The sequence below is a fragment of the Acidovorax facilis genome (assembly GCF_023913775.1).
GTDB lineage: Bacteria > Pseudomonadota > Gammaproteobacteria > Burkholderiales > Burkholderiaceae_C > Acidovorax > Acidovorax facilis.
The window spans coordinates 1-16,392 of the sequence record NZ_JAMXAX010000130.1 but is presented as its reverse complement, the minus strand read 5'-3'; the positions used below and the strand labels follow the sequence as shown (position 1 = coordinate 16,392).

Genomic DNA, 16,392 nt, shown 5'->3' with positions numbered 1-16,392 from the left:
ACGACTACATCCGCTGGTACAACGAGAAGCGGATCAAGATCTCTCTTGGCTCCCTCAGCCCTATCGAATACCGGGTGAGCCTTGGACTTGCGGCATAAAACCAGTCCAAGTTTTTATCCGCACCCCCGTCGGTCAGGATCATTAGCCTCATCTCCCCATAAGCCACACTGTGGCACCAACAGTTCCGAAAAAATGTGGCGTGAGACGATTCGTCTCGCGACCATCTCGCCATGGTTTTCTTAGTTAGCACGCCCTACAGGTTCACATCAAGAAAATCTTGAGTCCCAAAGTCGCGGTGGATCGCACTACTGCGCCGAACTCAGTTGAACGCCCTCCACTGCTCCAGAGCAAACTACCAAAGAGAGCGATTCTTGGGTGGAGACTATGCTCACCGTACAAAAGAAGTTGGCGACTTCGATCCTGCAGATTCACGGTTGGCGATACCCGCCAGTAAGTCGAGGGATCCTGCAAATTGCTCTGCAGCAAAATGTTGAGGTAGTCCCGACCCAACAGACGCGACTGACCACCCCGTCGCAAATCGACGGCAATTTGCGAACTTGCCAAAGACGCCTCGATAGCTGAAAAATATGCAGCCTGCGCAGCCCGGCTATAGCCACGCCCATCATGCAGATACTCAGCACCGAGCGAAGCTCCACCTTCGAATGTGTACGCAGCACCAATCGTGCCTACGGTTGCTCGAGCAGCCGCAGGCAATGTGCTCGAAGTTGTAGTTATATTTGAGGTCGTAGTCGAACTCAGTTCCCCATACAGGAGCCATGCATCTCCTATAGAAAACTGTGCATACCCCCCCACAAAGCTCCGCCTATTTCTTGGTTTGCTGAGGATGCCACCAACCAAAAAATCGTTGCCCCGATAAGCGAGCTTGAGCAAGGAACTTTGACGCCATTCTTCATCGTTCTGCCGTCCCCCACTAACGAAACCTACGGTGGATGTCCACCGCCCGGCCGACCAGTCTATCCGGGCGATGTCCACCCCGGGAACGTCCTCCAAGGGCCGCGTTTTCCCGGAATCGTAGTAGTACGGATTGCTGGGTGATCGAAAGTTGGCGGGTCCCCAAGTCAATAGCTCCCTTCCCAGCGTCGCCGTTAAGTCTGGGCGAATTCGGAATCTCCCGAAAGCTTGACTGAGATACCCTTCGGCAGTAGATGACGTCCCACTGCCCCCCTCTCGAACTTCACCAATCAGCCGCGGCTTGAGTACCAGATCAGCATCGCTGTTCTTCAGAGAAAAGTCCAACCGCGTGTCGGAAAGATACTGCGCTCTAGCGATCTTCAGTATTGAATTTCTGGGGTTCAGGACACTGTCGGCAAAGGGGCTCGAATGAGTAGCATATGTCCACGTCTGCAGCGATGTCGATTTCTCCCAATCGTTACCACTGGTGGCCGTCTGCACTAGCGACTCTTGAGCCAAAGCAGTGGAGGTGGCAAAACAAAGTGAAGCCAGTGCATACCCAAAGCCTCGACGACTGATGCAGCGACACGGCATATCACTCCAGGTGCGAAACATCGAATTCGGACGAGGGGATCGACTGGACCTTGGTCTGTCCGTACTCAAGAATAGTCTTGGCGTCCGTGAGGGCGTCAGAAATGACCATCTTGCTAATGAACGGCGTCGTCTTGCCCTCAATGACCACGCTGTTTTCGTAGGAGAACTCCGCCGTCTTGAGGCGCTTTCCGCTCAGTGAGAGGAATTCCGCAAAGACCCCAACACCCCGTTTGGTGGAAACCCAGTAGATCAATTTATCGTACGTAGCTTGGCGCTCCCGCGCGGAGAGCTCCAGAACATGACAAGGCTCCCCCTTGAAATCGTCTTGTCGGAGAAGCACTGCCTGATAGTCTTTGGCGTAGTTCGTCGCTGCGATATCACCGATTGCAGCCAGACCCGAGAGACGCTGGCGAGGTGAGATCGCAATGGGCTTCTTCAGCCCCGGCTTGCTCAGCCACATGTTGCGATCCATCTGCAGCATTTTGGCGCCCTTGCTTTTGAGTGGTTCCAGCGTCTCGGCCAGGCTAGCGGTCTCGGCCGCCTTGATCCGCATGCGCATATCCTGGTCCTGAGCCCCTCCGCCAGTGCTTCGCACGCTCACCTCCCAAGTCAATCCTGGCGCACCACCCCCACGAGCTGCATCGGAACGCTTTAGCAAAACTGCCGCGTCAGAATTCTCGGTGGCATTGGCCGCGGAAAGAGCGGCAACGAGTCCACCAAGCACGATGGTCAATCCAATCCAGAAATTGCGCATGTTGATGTCCTAAACATGTGTCAACGAGATGACGATGGGCTGCGCCGCTGCACGTCGCGCCGGAAAGAGCGAGGCCAAAGCGCCAATACATGTCAGCGCCAGCGCGCCAAACCCGGCCTTGATCAAGTCGAAGCCGATGACTAATGGCACCTCCTCGGTCGCATTGGGCGGCCGATAGGAAATGTCGAGCTGGTTCACACCGTAGGTAATGCCAACAGTCAGTACAGCACCTAGCAGACATCCCACTGAGACAAGTACGAGGGCTTCTGCAATGAAGATGCGGATGACTCCAGATCGACGTAAGCCCATCGCCCGAAGAGTACCGATCTCTCGCGTGCGTTCAATCACACTCATACCCATCGCGTTCGCCACACTCATTGCAACGATGACAAGCACAATGGCCAGGACAAACGCAAATACCCTGTCGAACAGGGCCTTGACCTGCGCATAAAAAATGGAAAGATCCTGCCAAACTTCAACGGTAAGGCCATCCTCCTTGGTAGCAAGTCTGTCGGCAAGTTGGTGCCTCGCGGTGTTCACATCTGTGCCCTCCGGCAACAGCACCGTTACCCGATCGGCCTGCCCCTGGACATCCATAAGGGACTGAGCCAAGGAAAGAGGCGCAAACATGAATTTGTCATTGGTTGCGACATTTCCTGTACTGAAGGTATCAACGATCTGGACATCCGACGCATTTGCTTGTCCCGTTACCGTGCTCACCAGAACCGCGCCATCACTTCCATCGCGAAGATTCAGAATCTGGGCAAGTCCGCGGGACAATGTCACGCCCTGAGGTGACTTCTCATCGAGCCCTCCAGATGCCCGCGCGCGCGGTCCTCGGAGGGCCCGCATTGCCTCTGGATCCAGGCTTTCGGCGACAAAGATGCTGCTCGCCCGGCCGTTAGACAACAGTCCACTGAACCCCAATCGCACGGCGACGGTAGAACCAGGAAATTCTGACTTCACGATAGAGGAAATGCTCCCGACCTGTTCCTTTCCCAACAGGAACCTTGTCGGCTCCTGCCGACTGGCCTCAAAGTAGGCGGGACGCGCTATGGTCAGATGACCCAATAGCTCCCCATAGATGGCCTGGGATTTCAGACTCTCGTAGACGGTTGCCGTATAGCCTGCAAACAAGGCGATGGCTGCAAATCCCACGGCCAAACTCAACGCAGTCACTGCCGTCCTTCTCGGATTCCGCAGGAGATTTCGTACGCTCAACTCCAGCACATTCATTGGGCACACTCCTGATCATGCTCGATGATCCCGTCCCTTAGCTGCACGGCTCGTGGGACGTGGTCCAGAAGACGCTGGTCGTGCGTAGAGAACACGAATGTCGTCCCCGTGTCCCGGTTGAGTTCCCGCATGAGAGAAATCACGTTCTGGCTGCTTTCGGAGTCCAAGTTCGCCGTCGGCTCATCCGCGATCACCAGTTCTGGGTCAGCCACCAGAGCTCGTGCGATGGCAGTTCGTTGGCGCTGCCCCCCACTCATACGATCCGGTCGATGATTCAGATGGGCTCCCAATCCCACGGCATCCAAAAGTCCCTGTGCCTTGGCACGAGCCACCTGCGCACCGACCCCCTGCAATTGAAGGGGAAGCATGACGTTCTCCAACGCAGTGAGGACGGGAACGAGATTGAAGGACTGAAACACAAAGCCGATGTTCCGGCTGCGGCAGTCGCTGAGTTCATCATCGCTAAGTGCCAACACCTCAATGCCCTTGAAGCAAACGTTACCGGTATCTGGTCTATCAATCAATCCGATCATGTTCATCAGAGTGGACTTACCACTCCCCGAGGGTCCCCAGACTGCTAGCATTTCACCCGCATGGATCTTCAGATCCACTCCACGAAGCGCCTTAACCGTTGTGTGGCCAAGTGAAAATGATCGGTGCAATCCACTGATTGCGACCAAGGGCTTTGCTGGTACGGCGACCGAGGTTTCAACCCCTTCGCCATGTAGCAGCGCAGTCATGGCCGTCCCTTCGACAGTTCGATCGTGAGTTTCGTCCCGGAAGAACCCACCGCAAAAGCTGCGTCTTCGAAGGTTGGAGGTCCCATACGACCCTTGGCGCTGCGGCTGAAGGCATAGGGTTCGGAAGGAATTCCCATCGAATTAGTGTCAAGCTTGTTGTTGCCATTGGCGTCCAGATAAGCCGAGATTGCGTAGTTGCCAGGTGCCAGGTTCGGGAAACTAAGTATCGCGACACCGTTCTTCAGGTCACCTCCGCTGGAAGCAACCGTCTTGCGAAGGAAGCTTGTGGCACTGTCATAAAGCGCAACATTGACTCGCCCCGAGGCTTGCGAACTTTTGACCTCAAGCACCAGATCAGCTGCGAACGCCGCATGCTCACTGAGAAGGGCGACTAGCATGAATGCAAGTAAGTGAGCCGCCTTCATTGAGAAAGCTCCACGCTTTGCGGCAGCTTGCGCTGCTCGAAAAGAGACAAAAGATTTCGAGAGGAAATCTTCTTGAAATCCTCGCCACCAGCAGTCATGCGGATTTTCTCGAGCTCGACGTGGGGGTGCTGCATGGGGAACTCCGATCCATAGATGAGTTTCCCTGCTCCCAGCCGCTCCAGCGCCATCTTGATGATCATGAAAGATCCGCCGGATGTCTCGAGCATGACGTTGTCACAGGTCGCAGCCACCTCAATGGCTTGCACATCAGCTGGACCGAAGCCCATGTGCCCCAATATGAACTGCGTGTCAGGAAACGCCTTGGCGAGTTCGCCAAACTTTTCAGTAGTGGCGCCAGGGCTGAAGACAACGTGCGAATACAGTGGAACGCGAAGCTCGCCACATGCTCGCGCCAACTCGAAAACTCCCTCAGAGCACAGCGCGAACTTGTGAACGATCGGGGCAAGCTTTAGCCCACTGAACCCTCTCGCGATCGCTGCTCGAAATGCCGCAGTGCTATCGCCCGCGCTATTGGGATTCACACAGTAGAAGCCAAAATACCGGTCACGGTCCTTCGTGAAAATGGATTCGACCAAGTCATTGGGGATCTGATCCGTATCAGCAGTGGCTGCGCCTCGCACGTACTGCGACATTTGACGCACATCGATCATGCCCCCCGGAAAAAGAACAGCCTTGTCAATGCCGTGCTTGTCCATCAAAGCAGATAGCCGATCGATAGAGCCGTAGTCCGCACGAGTCACGTGCGCATGAGCGTCAATGATCATTTAATTTCTCCTTGTGTTGCACGAATAACGCGCATGAACTTTCCACCCGAGTAAGAACGGGCTGGACCATGCTCGACCTTGCAATCAAGGCCCAAGTAGGTAACTGCCCAATGCTGAACCCTTCGAGCTACAGCGGCTGCATCCACCCCCTTCTGAGCAGGTAGCACAATGCACAAGACATCCCCTTCGGGGCGCAATTGGAACCACGAACTCACTTCGGGAATATCCAGAAGGCCCTGTTCAATGTCCTGGACATGGAGAACTTTCCCCGCCACGCGCACAACATCCTCCAACCGTCCATGCACGCGCAGCCGTCGAGCACATCCGCCGGAACCCGATGACTGCTCATCCCAGCGGCCAAGATCGCCTGTCCTATAGCGAATTAGTGGGGTGGCGTAGCGCCAGAGCGTGGTTACCACAATTTCGCCGAGCGCCGCTCCAGTCGCATCAGTCATCGGCTCGTCGAGAGGCACGATCTCCACAGCAGTGAAATTGGTCGCGGGGTGATAACCATCCTGCTCAGCGCATTCCACTCCTACTGGCCCACACTCCATAGTTCCGTAGTAGAGGAACACTGGAGCCCCCCACAGTTGCTCAATGCGCCGTCGCAAAGCATCTGAGCAAAGTTCACCAACAAGCCAGATGGACTTGAGACCAAACATCTCCTTCAACTCCGCTTGGGGTGCTCCTGCAAGCTCCGCCAAGTACACGGCATAAGACGGAGTGGTGAACAAATGATCGCCACCAATCTCGCGCATCATCTTCAGGGCTTTCAGTGGCTCGGAATAGAAACCGCCTTTGCCCAAAGGCACGACACATGCTCCGATCCCGTCCTGTACGGAGCGGTGGATAGCCAAGCCAGTGACGCTGACTTCGTACGGCAGTGCATTGAAGACGATCTCGCCAGGCTCGATGCGAAGGAGCCGTGGGACGGATTTATCGGAACTGAGGGGCATTAGCCCCCGCGTGTACAGATCCTCCCAGTCGTAAGCGACATACAGCGGATTGCGCCCTGTTGTGCCGGTGGACATATGGGCCTGCACCAAGGTCGAACGGGGAACACAAAGCAACGCCCAAGGATCCGATCCGAGCTCTTCCCGTGTCGTGAAAGGAAGCTGCGGCAGGTCGTTTTCCGTGTCAATTTGGTGCGGAGCGACGCCGCGACTCTGCATCTTCTTTCGATACATCGGGCTACGGTCATAGGCATGCGCGACCACCCGATGAAGCGTGCTGGTGGTTGGCCTGAACTTTTCATGAAGAAAACGCATCTGGTTCTTTCAAAGTTACGCGGCGGGCTGGATGACTCGGATCGTCTTCCCACCGGTGCGGGGAATGCTGTCCACGAACTCAACGGTTGCCTTAATACCCGTCGAGAATTCAAACCGACTCGCTATGGCGCGAGCCAGCCGGTCCCTGTCTTCTGATCCGTGATTCGCCTCCAGACGTATCAGCAATTGATCTCCCTGAGGCAAGAACTGATACCAGTTTCCAACTTCTGGAATCTCAAGGAGAAACTGCTCCAAGTAATAGGGGCCATATGTCTTTTCTCCGATTCGGACCTGATCACCTGCCCGACCTCTCAGAATGAGACGGTCCAGCGTGACGCCACAAGAGCACCTGGACTTTTCGACATAACCGATGTCGCCAGTCCTATAGCGAATCAGCGGAGAAGCCATCCGTGTGAGCTCGGTGACCACTACCTCTCCAATCTCACCTGGAGCCACAGCCTCCCCGGTGGTTGGATCAACTACCTCTACATGCACATGCCCGCCTGCCATGTGATAGCCATTGCGTGCAGAGCACTCGATGCCTATGGGGCCTGCCTCCAGGGAGCCGTAGTAGAAATAGGCTGGGTGGCCCCACAGCTTTTCGATGCGATCTCGTAGCGCCGGCGAACAGCCCTCGCCAGTCAGCCACATGAAGCGCAAAGGTAGCGCACCTAGGTCGATGTCCATACGCTGCGCAACTTCGGCCAGCAGCACTGCATAGGATGGCGTGGTGATCAGAACCGTTGCCCCCAAATCCACCGAAGCACGGAGCGTGCGCTCAGGTGTGGAGTAATACCCGCCCTTCCCCATTGGAACGACCATGGCACCGTAGCTCTTCTGAAATGTGCGGTGAAACGCCAGTCCAGAAGAACTCATCTCGTGAGGCAAAGCATTGATCACTACATCCGACTCACCCACGGGAATGAGCAGACGCATAGCTGGCGACATGTTGTTGACGTGCAAGTCCTCCCAGGTATGGGGTATGTAGATCTCTTCACCCCCCGTCGTTCCTGTTGACACATGGATCTGCGATACAGCCTGACGAGGCACCGACAGCAGCAACCAAGGCTTGCCTCGGATCTCGTCCTTAGTTGTCAAGGGGATCCGAGCAAGGTCGTCAGGTAAATTTAGCCTGGCAGGCACGACACCTGCCGCCTGGAACTTTTCGCGGTAGAAGCCGTTGCGCTCATACGCGTGCATGAGGATGCGGCGTAACGCCTCTGCCTGATACGCTTTCAACCGATCCTCGGGCCAGATGTCGACATGCTCACTACCGTTCGCGAAGTATTTCCGAACGATCGCAGGCAAAGGGCGGTGGTAGTTCTTGGCTAGAAAGGACATTGTTTACCTCACTGCGGCCAGTGAAACGGCTTGGCGATGGGCGTCAAAGCCATGTACATGGCGGGACAGCCGTGCCAGAAATGCTCCCGGGTCGGCATGCTGGAATATGTTTCGCCCCATGCACAGCCCACTGGCACCTCCTTGCAACGCGCCATCGACCACGCTGAGGACCTGCGCCTCCGTCGTCGCGCGTTCTCCTCCTGCGACAAGCACCGGTACGAAACAACCTTCCACGACCTCCGCCATGGCTTCGGGCGAACCTGGGTAGTTGACCTTCACCAAGTCGGCTCCGAGCTCGGCAGCCAGTCTTGCCGCATGCGCAATACGTGCGGTGGATGACGCAGAGGCCGATTCACCATGCGTATAAACCATCGCCAACAAGGGCACGCCCCATCGCTCGCACTGGCTCGCGACGGATCCCATATCACGCAGCATGCCAACTTCCGCGAGGGAGCCGAGGTTCACATGAATAGAGACAGCATCAGCGCCCATCACCAAGGCATCCTCGACCTGAGCAACAAGAACTTTGTGCGTCGAATCCCGCGCAAGCGATGTAGATGCGGACAGATGCAAAATCAGGGGCGCAGGAACGTCCCACACTGGACTGCGGCTGTTGTGTGCAACACCGCGGTGCACAATGATTCCCTGAATATTGGCACCACTTGAACCAATTCCTGCGATGGTCCTTCGAATCTTCGAAATACCCTCTATGGGCCCCACGGTAGCACCGTGATCCAGGGGTACCAAAAGTGCCTTCTGAGAAACGGGGTTGATGAGACGGTTCAATCTAAGTTCGCGACCAGAAGCCATTTTTTCCCTCCTTCCTATCTCATTTTTCGATGATGTTTTCTTCGATTCGCAGTCCCGTGTGTCGCCCCGGGTCGTCGACATGGGCCAACAACTCGTCGCCAGGCTGCAGCAAGGTGCAGTGCCGCACCTTCCCGTCGGCTCCCATAACTCGCACATGCCAATCGTTCTGCAGGAAGGTATTGATGTGGACGCGACGATCACCACTACCGACACGTTCCCCTTTGGGGGTAACTCGCTCTTGCATCTCGAGCATGCTTTCGACTCTTGCTTGAAGTTGAGGCGGAACTAATTCAAGCGGTACGCTGCAGCGAATCTTCAACATTGGCCGACGCTCGATCTTGGCTCTACCTACCGAGACGACCCGTGCCCGTCCAGCCAAGTCAACGCACATCACCTCGGCGCCAGCACGCATCTCGCTCAGGTAGAACGCTGAACCATCAGGCCCCCATATATACGAATGCACAGCACCCGCGTTCACCCGAAACTCACGCAGGTTCATGTGTGGTAAGTGATGCGTCTCAGAGCACACCAGAATGCCGCCCCACCCGGTAGACCCGACCACCATTCCCTCTTCCGCACTCATCATCGAGGTGGTATCGACGCACACGCGATGCCCCAACCCAGTGTGCTGAATTTCCTCGACCCGAGCCGGCAGCAGGTTCATGATCGAAGCTTGGCGGTGCCGCAGGTTCTTACTAAGGCTGTCAACAGCCGCGACATCCTTGGAGCGAAAGACGACACCGATGCCGTGCTCCATGGTGGCGAAGGCGTTGAGTGACTGATGGATATCATCGACCACTCGGGCGAGCCCCTTGATTGGAACGCTGCGCAGCACTTGCGTCTTTTTGCCAATCGTTTTTGCGATTAGAAGTTCGTACGGAATGTACGTCGCGTGCTCGATGTCAATCACCACAAAGTCATCGCCGCGTTCGCACACCATGACGCAGTAGGGGAACTCCGCTTCGAGATCCCGAACCTCGATGAAGAGGCCCGCAGCTCTTCCACTCGCCACAGCGGCTTTCCGAACCTCTTCGTGCGGTGTAAGCACCGAAACGCTCGGCGCCAAGTCGGACAGATCGCCGACCTTTTCGACCCAAACGACTAGTTTTTTTGCACTCGTTATGGACTTAAGCGCCGAGTGGTCGACGAGCAAATGCGTGCAGTTGGAGCGTTCCACCGCCTGCCTCAGAGCTGCATCGTCAAGGCCACGAGCATCAAACCACCATGTGCTTGATCCCGCACCCATCTCCTCGCGCTGCACGCTGCCTTTGTTCACAACACGAAGCGGGGGTGGTGGGACTCCCGTCGAACTTGCAGAAACGCTAACTGACGATTTCATATAACTCCCTCCTTTAGTGATTGGCGATAAGAACCTGTGGGGCTGGCAAGGTGCGCGGCATGGCCAGCATCGACAGGCTTACCAAGGCACACGGCAGTGCAGACATCCAAAAAATTGCGCCTGATGCAGAGGCAAAGGCTGCGGCAACGCCCTCTACCGAACCCATTCCGCCACGCACGGCCTCCAACTGCTGCGTGAGGACAGCGCCCAGAAACGAAACCCCTAGTGCGCCCCCTGCAGTGCGGAACATGATGGGAAGCGCAGTAGCTATACCCTGATCCCTCGGCTGAGCCACACGCTGCACAGTCATCATCGAAAGCGGAATCGCAAGGCCAATACCTGCCCCAAGAACGCTCAATGCGCAGAGAATTCCCGCAACATTGGCAGCATTCACGCTGACGGCTAGACCTATGTAGCCCCCTGCCATCAGAAGCGCCGAGGCAACCGCCATCGCCCGCAACTGCCTACTGTTTGCCAGCCACTTTCCGCCAACGACTGAAGACATCGATATCGCAGCCATTAAGGGAAGCATGTGCAGCCCCGCCTGTACGGCCGTCATCCCCACGGCGTATTGCCAATACAGCGGCGTAAACACTACAACCGAAAAGAGAGCGACACCTGTACATGCGCTCAAGAGTCCGTTGAGCAAGAAAACACACTGCCGAAACAGGTGAATAGGCAAAAGCGGCCCCGGGACCAGAAGCTCACGCCAAACAAAGAGGAGCCCAACCACCACAGCTAAGGCAGGAGCAACCACGGCCTCCAGAACGGTCGCCCCGTGCGCCATGCCAAAGCCCCGAGCTGCGACCAGAAAGAGCGCGAGAAAAACGGCAAGTAAGCCGCATCCAATCAAATCAACGGCAATAGTCGCGGCCTTCGCGAGTGGTCGGTACATCCAGAACAACGCTGCAAGCGCCACCAGACCGATCGGCACGTTCAGCAAGAACGCCCAGCGCCAGGAGTATTCCTGAGCAAGCCATCCACCCAGCAGTGGGCCCAAGAGTGCGGCCAGTCCGTAAGCACTACCCAGCATGCCCTGAACCTGGCCAATACGGCGCTGAGGTGCGATATCCCTGGCCGCTAGCATCGTGAGCGTCATCAGGCCACCACCGCCCAAACCTTGCAGACAACGGGCCAGGAGGAGTTCCTCTATTTGCCGACTCAGACCACAGGCGGCTGATCCCACTACAAAGATGCCCACAGCAAATAGAAGCGTGGAGCGGGTCCCATATCGGTCAGCCAGCCTTCCATACAGCGGTATCACGGCCGTCGAAGCGATGAGGTAGACGGAAAAAATCCAGCTAAGGAGCCGGTGACCCTGCAAATCATCCGCAATCGCGGGAAGCGCCGTTGACGCGATCGTCTGGTCCAGTGCTGCCAAAGTAAGCACGATCACTAACGACGCCAAAACCGGTCGGTTCCATGTTTCTCCACCTCGCATGCAACACCCCCTCCATTGAGGCTGGAGTTTCGATGCTTGAAAACATAAAGTACAGTGCAATCTTTAGAACTGTTAGTTAACTAAAATTTAACTATGAATCTGAATTTGCTCCCAGCTCTAGACGCCCTTCTGTCCGAAGGAAGTGTGGGCGGTGCCGCGCGAAGGATGCATGTCAGCACGCCGGCAATGAGTCACACTCTTGCAAGGATCCGCGAGGTTACGGGCGATGAAATCCTGGTCCGCGCGGGTCGACAACTTGTCCCTACGCCTCGCGCGCAGGAGATGCGTGAGCGAGTGCGCAAGCTCGTGGAAGAGGCCGCCTCATTGTTGACGCCCGGCGATGGAGGGCTGAGCCATGTAGCTCGCACCTTTGTCATCCGCGCTCCGGATGGGGTTGCGATCGTTTTTGGCGCGGCGCTCGCCGACGCGCTGCACAAGGAGATGCCGCGCGCAAGGCTGCAATTCATCCCCGACTCGGAAGGAGATCTCTCCGATCTGAGAGAGGCACACGTCGATTTAGATATTGGCGCGCTTGGGGAGCAGGCTTCCGATATCCAGTCCGTGCCGTTGTTTTCGCAGAAAGTCGTTGGCGTCGTGCGTGAACAGCACCCGATGCTTTCGGTGCCGATCACTGCCAAGAGATTCGCAGCTGAATGTCACGTCGCGGTGCGCCAGCGAGGACGGATGTCCAATCCGATCGACTCAGCTCTCGCGGAAATGGGCTATCGTCGCTTCGTTCTGCTGACCGTTCCAAGCCCCTATGCCGCGCTGATGGCTGCTGCGCGCTCCAATCTGGTTGCAACAGCTCCCGCACGCTTCGCCTCAAGCGTTCAGGGTCCACTTCAACTCAGAACATTCCAACTACCGTTGAAGTTCGAAGTCGAGCAAGTCGTGCTTGCTTGGCATGCACGGTTCAATTCAGATCCTGCCCACCGTTGGCTGCGAGAGTGCATTCGACGACTGCTATCGGGAGCGAGCTGGCCACAAGCTTCAGCATAAAGATCAGGCTCTCTTTGCAGGGTGCGCAGCATCAATCGAGTGGGCGGGATGCAATCTATCGATCGCCTTGCAATGTCGGATCAAAGCAGTTCCCCCCCATACAGCTCATTGATCCTGGATGCGAAAGATCGCGCGTCCATCTCAATTCCGCAGCGGCCAGCCTGTTGCCGTGCTAACACCCACCTAAATCCGATCCCAAATTTCTTCAACCACATATCACTTCCTCGAACTGCCAACCGAATACACCCCGCATTGACACGATCTAACGCCCTCCCCGCCCGGCACGCCCCACCAGCGCGGCCGGGCGTTATGCCGTCTCGATAGCGCCAGAACTGTCCGCAGTCCCTTCCTTCAAGCCCCGCGTGTTCACCACCCGGGGCTTTTTCTTTGCCCGTCCGTTCCACCTTCTTTCCCTCCAACCACCTACCCCAAGGAGATCCCCCGTGCCCAGTTGCCCCCAATGCCAATCCCCCCGCGTCGAGACCCTCGATCGCGGTCGCACCGCAGGCGCCGCCATTGGCGCCGTCGCCGGAGCCGCCAGCGGCGCCGCAGCAGCCCTGCGGACCGCTCAACTCGGCGCCACCTACGGCTCGCTCGTCGGCCCCGCCGGAGCCGTCCTCGGCGCCGTCGCCGGAGCCGCCATGGGAGGCCTCAGCGGCGGCGCCGTCGGCTGCGAGATCGGCAGTCAGATCGGCAAGGCCGTCGATCAAAACTGCCTCAAGAACCACCACTGCCTGGAATGCGGGCACCGCTTCCGCGATCCGTACGCCTGAGAGCTCGCCCTTTTAACGCGTCTTACTTCCCTCCCCTCGTTCTCTTTTCATTCATTTATCAAGGAGCATTCCAATGGCACATCTCGTTCAAACCATGGCCTATGTCGGCGAGACCCCCTGGCACAACCTGGGCCAGCAACTGCCCGCCAAACAACCCATCGATGTCTGGGCTCGCGAAGCGGGCATGGACTGGACCATCCGTGAGGCGCCCGTGCGCTACATGGCGACGGAGCCTGGCACGGGCGGTAACGCCGCCTCTTCCGTCTCCGCGCTGTATGCCGAACCCATGGAGTTTCCCGACCAGAAAGTGCTGTACCGCAGCGATACCCAGGCACCTCTGTCCGTGGTCAGTGCCCGCTACCAGGTCGTGCAGCCCAAGCAAGTATTGGAGTTCTACCGGGATCTGACGGAAGTCTCTGGTTATGAGCTGGAGACCGCCGGGGTCCTCAAGGCCGGGCGCAAGTTCTGGGCTCTGGCCCGTACCGGCAAGTCTTCGGCACTCAAGGGCAACGATGTGGTCAACGGCTATCTGCTGTTGGCCACGTCCTGCGACGGGACGCTGGCGACCACGGCCACACCGACGACCGTGCGGGTGGTCTGCAATAACACCCTCTCGATTGCCCTCTCCGGAACGTCGAGCGCGATCAAGGTGCCCCACAGCACCAGCTTTGATGCGCAGGCGGTCAAGAAGCAGCTGGGGATTGCCGTCTCGCAATGGGACGGCTTCATGTACCGCATGAAGACCCTGTCCGAGCGCAAGGTCAAGAGCCATGAGTCCATGAACTATTTCCTGAAGGTGCTGTGCCAGACGGATGGGCATGCGGATGCATCGGCAGGCCTGACCAACGAACGCGCACTCAAGAAGGTACAGGCCATGTACGAGGGTCAGGGCCGGGGGGCGGAGCTGGCAGCCGCCAAGGGCACGGCCTGGGGCCTCTTGTGCGCCGTGACCGAGTTCGTGGACCACGAGCGCCGGGCGCGCAGTCAGGAATACCGCCTGGACAGTGCCTGGTTTGGCCAGGGGGCCGCACTCAAGCAGCGAGCACTGGAGCAGGCGTTGCAGCTGGCGTCATGACGGTGTCTGCCGTTCTTTGCGTTTTACCCATTTACCACCATCACCCTTCACGGCATAGACCCCGGCTCCTTCAGTGGACCGGGGTCTTTTGCTTTGGGGGGCGATGTGGCGTGGTGATTGTCGTTGTTGTTGTTTTCACTTCAAGGAGTCAGCATGGTTCGTCCTGTTGTTTCACCGGTGGGGCCGTCTTCCACCAAACCCCGCCCAGCTCTGCGGCTGGTCAAGACTCAGGACCTGGACCGCGGTCAGTGGTTGCAGGTGCGCAAGGGTGGGATTGGCAGTTCTGATGCTGCGGCTGCAGTGGGACTCAATCCCTACCAGTCGCAGCTGGAGTTGTGGATGGAGAAGACGGGCCGCGCGCCCACTGCCCCTCCGGGCGATGGGGGTGCGGACGATCTGAGTCCGATGTACTGGGGTTCGCTACTGGAACCCATCGTGGCAGCGCACTACACCCGCCGTACCGGCAACCGGGTGCGGCGCATCAATGCGGTGCTGCAGCATCCCGAACATCCCTGGATGCTGGCCAACATCGACCGGGAGGTCATGGGGGCTTCGGATGTCCAGCTGCTGGAATGTAAGACCGCTGGAATTCAGGGGGCCTGGCTCTGGCGAGATGGGGTGCCGGAGTATGTGCAGTTGCAGGTGCAGCACCAGTTGGCCGTGACGGGCAAACAGGCGGCGGATGTGGCGGTGCTGCTGGGAGGCCAGGAGCTGCAGATTTTTCGGATCAAGCGGGATGAGGAGCTGATTTCCCAGCTCATCACCCTGGAGCGCGAGTTCTGGGGCTACGTGGAGCGGGGCCAGGCGCCGCCGGCCGATGGGTCGGATTCGGCAGACCGGGCTTTGCGGGCGCTGTACCCCCGGGACACCGGCTTCATCTTGAACCTCAAACATGACCTGGTCATGGGGGCGGTGTTCTCTGACCTTCTGGCAGTGCGGGAAGTTCTGGCAACCAACACAGCGCTGGAAGCCCAGTTCAAACAAGCCATTCAGCAGCGCATGGGGGATTCCAGCCGGGCTGTGTTTGAGAACGGTGAGGTCAGCTTCAAGCGCAGCCGGGATGGGACACAGCTCGATACAGCGCGGCTGGCCAAGGAGCAGCCGGAGATCGTCAAGGCCTACACGGTGCCCAAACCTGGGAGCAGGAGGTTCCTGGTGCAGACCTGAGGCGGGTTCATCTTTATTCAACGCATTCCCCAGCAGCGGGGTTCATCGGTGACGGTGAGGCCCGTTGTGTTTTGGGGGGGTGTTTTCACATTCAACGAGGAGATTCACATGCTCAAAGGTTTGGCTTTGACACCGCCTGTGATCGGGCGCATTGCAATTGGGCGGGTGGTGGAGAAGAACGGGCGTCGTCTTCCAGAGAAGGACGATGAGTTCACGCTGACCAGCCAGGTACAGAACAAGGAGGGGTGGGTGCCACATCCGGTGGATGCCCAATTGCGCAAGGAGCCGGGAGCCAAGCTGCGCAGCATTCCGGTGCGGTTGCTGTTTGACGATCCAGATCTGAGCCTCAGGGCGAACTACACGATGTTTGACCGGGCTACGGGAAGACCTCTGTGCGTGGGAGATGGGGAGAGCTGCAAGCGGGTGACTCTGTCGGGGATGCAGTCCCTGCCCTGCCCGTCCCCTGCGGTATGCGCGCTGGCCCAGGACGGGAACTGCAAGCCTTATGGAAGGCTGCATGTGCGCATTGACTCCGGGAGTGATGGACCAACAGATGCCGATGCAGGACGAGGTCTGGGCACCGTGGGAGGTGGTGACGAGCTCGGAAGCTTTGTGTTCCGAACCACGGGGTTCAACAGCATCCGGACGTTGTCGGCACGCCTGCGATATCTGTTTGCGGTGTCGGGTGGGTTGCTGGCGGGATTGCCCTTGGAGCTTCGGCTGCGGGGGAAGT

At 57.8% G+C, this 16,392-nt stretch carries 17 protein-coding genes; 6 read left to right on the top strand and 11 right to left on the bottom strand.

From position 1 onward, the window contains the following. Nucleotides 1–98: IS3 family transposase (locus tag NFX52_RS24775; protein WP_156358536.1), on the top strand; the 98-nt coding region annotated here is incomplete at its 5' end. Nucleotides 99–261: 163 nt separating this feature from the next. On the opposite strand, the gene NFX52_RS24770 is transcribed toward NFX52_RS24775, so the two are convergent. From NFX52_RS24770 to NFX52_RS24720, 11 genes are all read right to left on the bottom strand, one after another. Then, a complete protein-coding gene (locus NFX52_RS24770) occupies nt 262–1,413 on the bottom strand; it encodes a hypothetical protein (RefSeq protein WP_156358903.1) in 1,152 nt (383 codons plus the stop codon). Between the two features lie 94 nt (nt 1,414–1,507). Beyond that, complete coding sequence (locus NFX52_RS24765) at nt 1,508–2,260, bottom strand: outer membrane lipoprotein-sorting protein (RefSeq protein ID WP_055402967.1); 753 nt, start codon at nt 2,258–2,260, stop codon at nt 1,508–1,510. Nucleotides 2,261–2,269: 9 nt separating this feature from the next. Next, entirely contained in the window at nt 2,270–3,496 is a 1,227-nt protein-coding gene (locus tag NFX52_RS24760) for an ABC transporter permease (protein WP_055402969.1), read from the bottom strand. Beyond that, nucleotides 3,493–4,236: an ABC transporter ATP-binding protein gene (locus NFX52_RS24755; RefSeq protein ID WP_055402971.1), complete on the bottom strand. Its 744-nt coding sequence runs from the start codon at nt 4,234–4,236 to the stop codon at nt 3,493–3,495. Before NFX52_RS24755 ends, NFX52_RS24760 begins: the two co-directional genes overlap by 4 nt. After that, nucleotides 4,233–4,661 (bottom strand): DUF2141 domain-containing protein, encoded by a 429-nt coding sequence (locus tag NFX52_RS24750; protein ID WP_055402973.1) that lies wholly within the window; start codon nt 4,659–4,661, stop codon nt 4,233–4,235. Before NFX52_RS24750 ends, NFX52_RS24755 begins: the two co-directional genes overlap by 4 nt. Next, a complete protein-coding gene (locus NFX52_RS24745; RefSeq protein ID WP_055402977.1) occupies nt 4,658–5,446 on the bottom strand; it encodes an amidohydrolase family protein in 789 nt (262 codons plus the stop codon). The genes NFX52_RS24750 and NFX52_RS24745 overlap by 4 nt, the downstream gene beginning before the upstream one ends. Beyond that, nucleotides 5,443–6,714, bottom strand: coding sequence for a phenylacetate--CoA ligase family protein (locus NFX52_RS24740; RefSeq protein ID WP_055402979.1), 1,272 nt, complete (start codon nt 6,712–6,714; stop codon nt 5,443–5,445). Before NFX52_RS24740 ends, NFX52_RS24745 begins: the two co-directional genes overlap by 4 nt. A gap of 15 nt (nt 6,715–6,729) precedes the next feature. Then, the gene (locus tag NFX52_RS24735) at nt 6,730–8,055 is read right to left on the bottom strand and encodes a phenylacetate--CoA ligase family protein (protein WP_055402980.1); all 1,326 of its coding nucleotides are present in this window, start codon (nt 8,053–8,055) and stop codon (nt 6,730–6,732) included. Nucleotides 8,056–8,058: 3 nt separating this feature from the next. Next, nucleotides 8,059–8,865 carry a 2-amino-3,7-dideoxy-D-threo-hept-6-ulosonate synthase gene (locus NFX52_RS24730; RefSeq protein WP_162239802.1) on the bottom strand — a complete coding sequence of 269 codons (807 nt, stop codon included), beginning with the start codon at nt 8,863–8,865 and terminating at the stop codon, nt 8,059–8,061. Between the two features lie 19 nt (nt 8,866–8,884). Next, nucleotides 8,885–10,141, bottom strand: coding sequence for a 3-dehydroquinate synthase II domain-containing protein (locus tag NFX52_RS24725; protein WP_162239803.1), 1,257 nt, complete (start codon nt 10,139–10,141; stop codon nt 8,885–8,887). A 76-nt stretch (nt 10,142–10,217) separates the two neighbouring features. After that, on the bottom strand, nt 10,218–11,600 hold the full coding sequence (locus NFX52_RS24720; RefSeq protein WP_162239804.1) for an MFS transporter: 1,383 nt from the start codon (nt 11,598–11,600) through the stop codon (nt 10,218–10,220). 138 nt (nt 11,601–11,738) lie between these two features. Between NFX52_RS24720 and NFX52_RS24715 the strand changes: the two genes are divergently transcribed. From NFX52_RS24715 to NFX52_RS24695, 5 genes are all read left to right on the top strand, one after another. After that, on the top strand, nt 11,739–12,644 hold the full coding sequence (locus tag NFX52_RS24715) for a LysR family transcriptional regulator (protein WP_055402989.1): 906 nt from the start codon (nt 11,739–11,741) through the stop codon (nt 12,642–12,644). A 443-nt stretch (nt 12,645–13,087) separates the two neighbouring features. After that, nucleotides 13,088–13,417: a hypothetical protein gene (locus tag NFX52_RS24710; protein WP_055402990.1), complete on the top strand. Its 330-nt coding sequence runs from the start codon at nt 13,088–13,090 to the stop codon at nt 13,415–13,417. 73 nt (nt 13,418–13,490) lie between these two features. After that, nucleotides 13,491–14,492: a DUF932 domain-containing protein gene (locus tag NFX52_RS24705; RefSeq protein ID WP_055402992.1), complete on the top strand. Its 1,002-nt coding sequence runs from the start codon at nt 13,491–13,493 to the stop codon at nt 14,490–14,492. A 153-nt stretch (nt 14,493–14,645) separates the two neighbouring features. Beyond that, complete coding sequence (locus NFX52_RS24700) at nt 14,646–15,659, top strand: YqaJ viral recombinase family nuclease (protein WP_055402994.1); 1,014 nt, start codon at nt 14,646–14,648, stop codon at nt 15,657–15,659. Nucleotides 15,660–15,767: 108 nt separating this feature from the next. Beyond that, nucleotides 15,768–16,392, top strand: a 625-nt coding sequence (locus NFX52_RS24695) for a recombination directionality factor (protein WP_492759476.1), incomplete at its 3' end; no start/stop codon positions are given.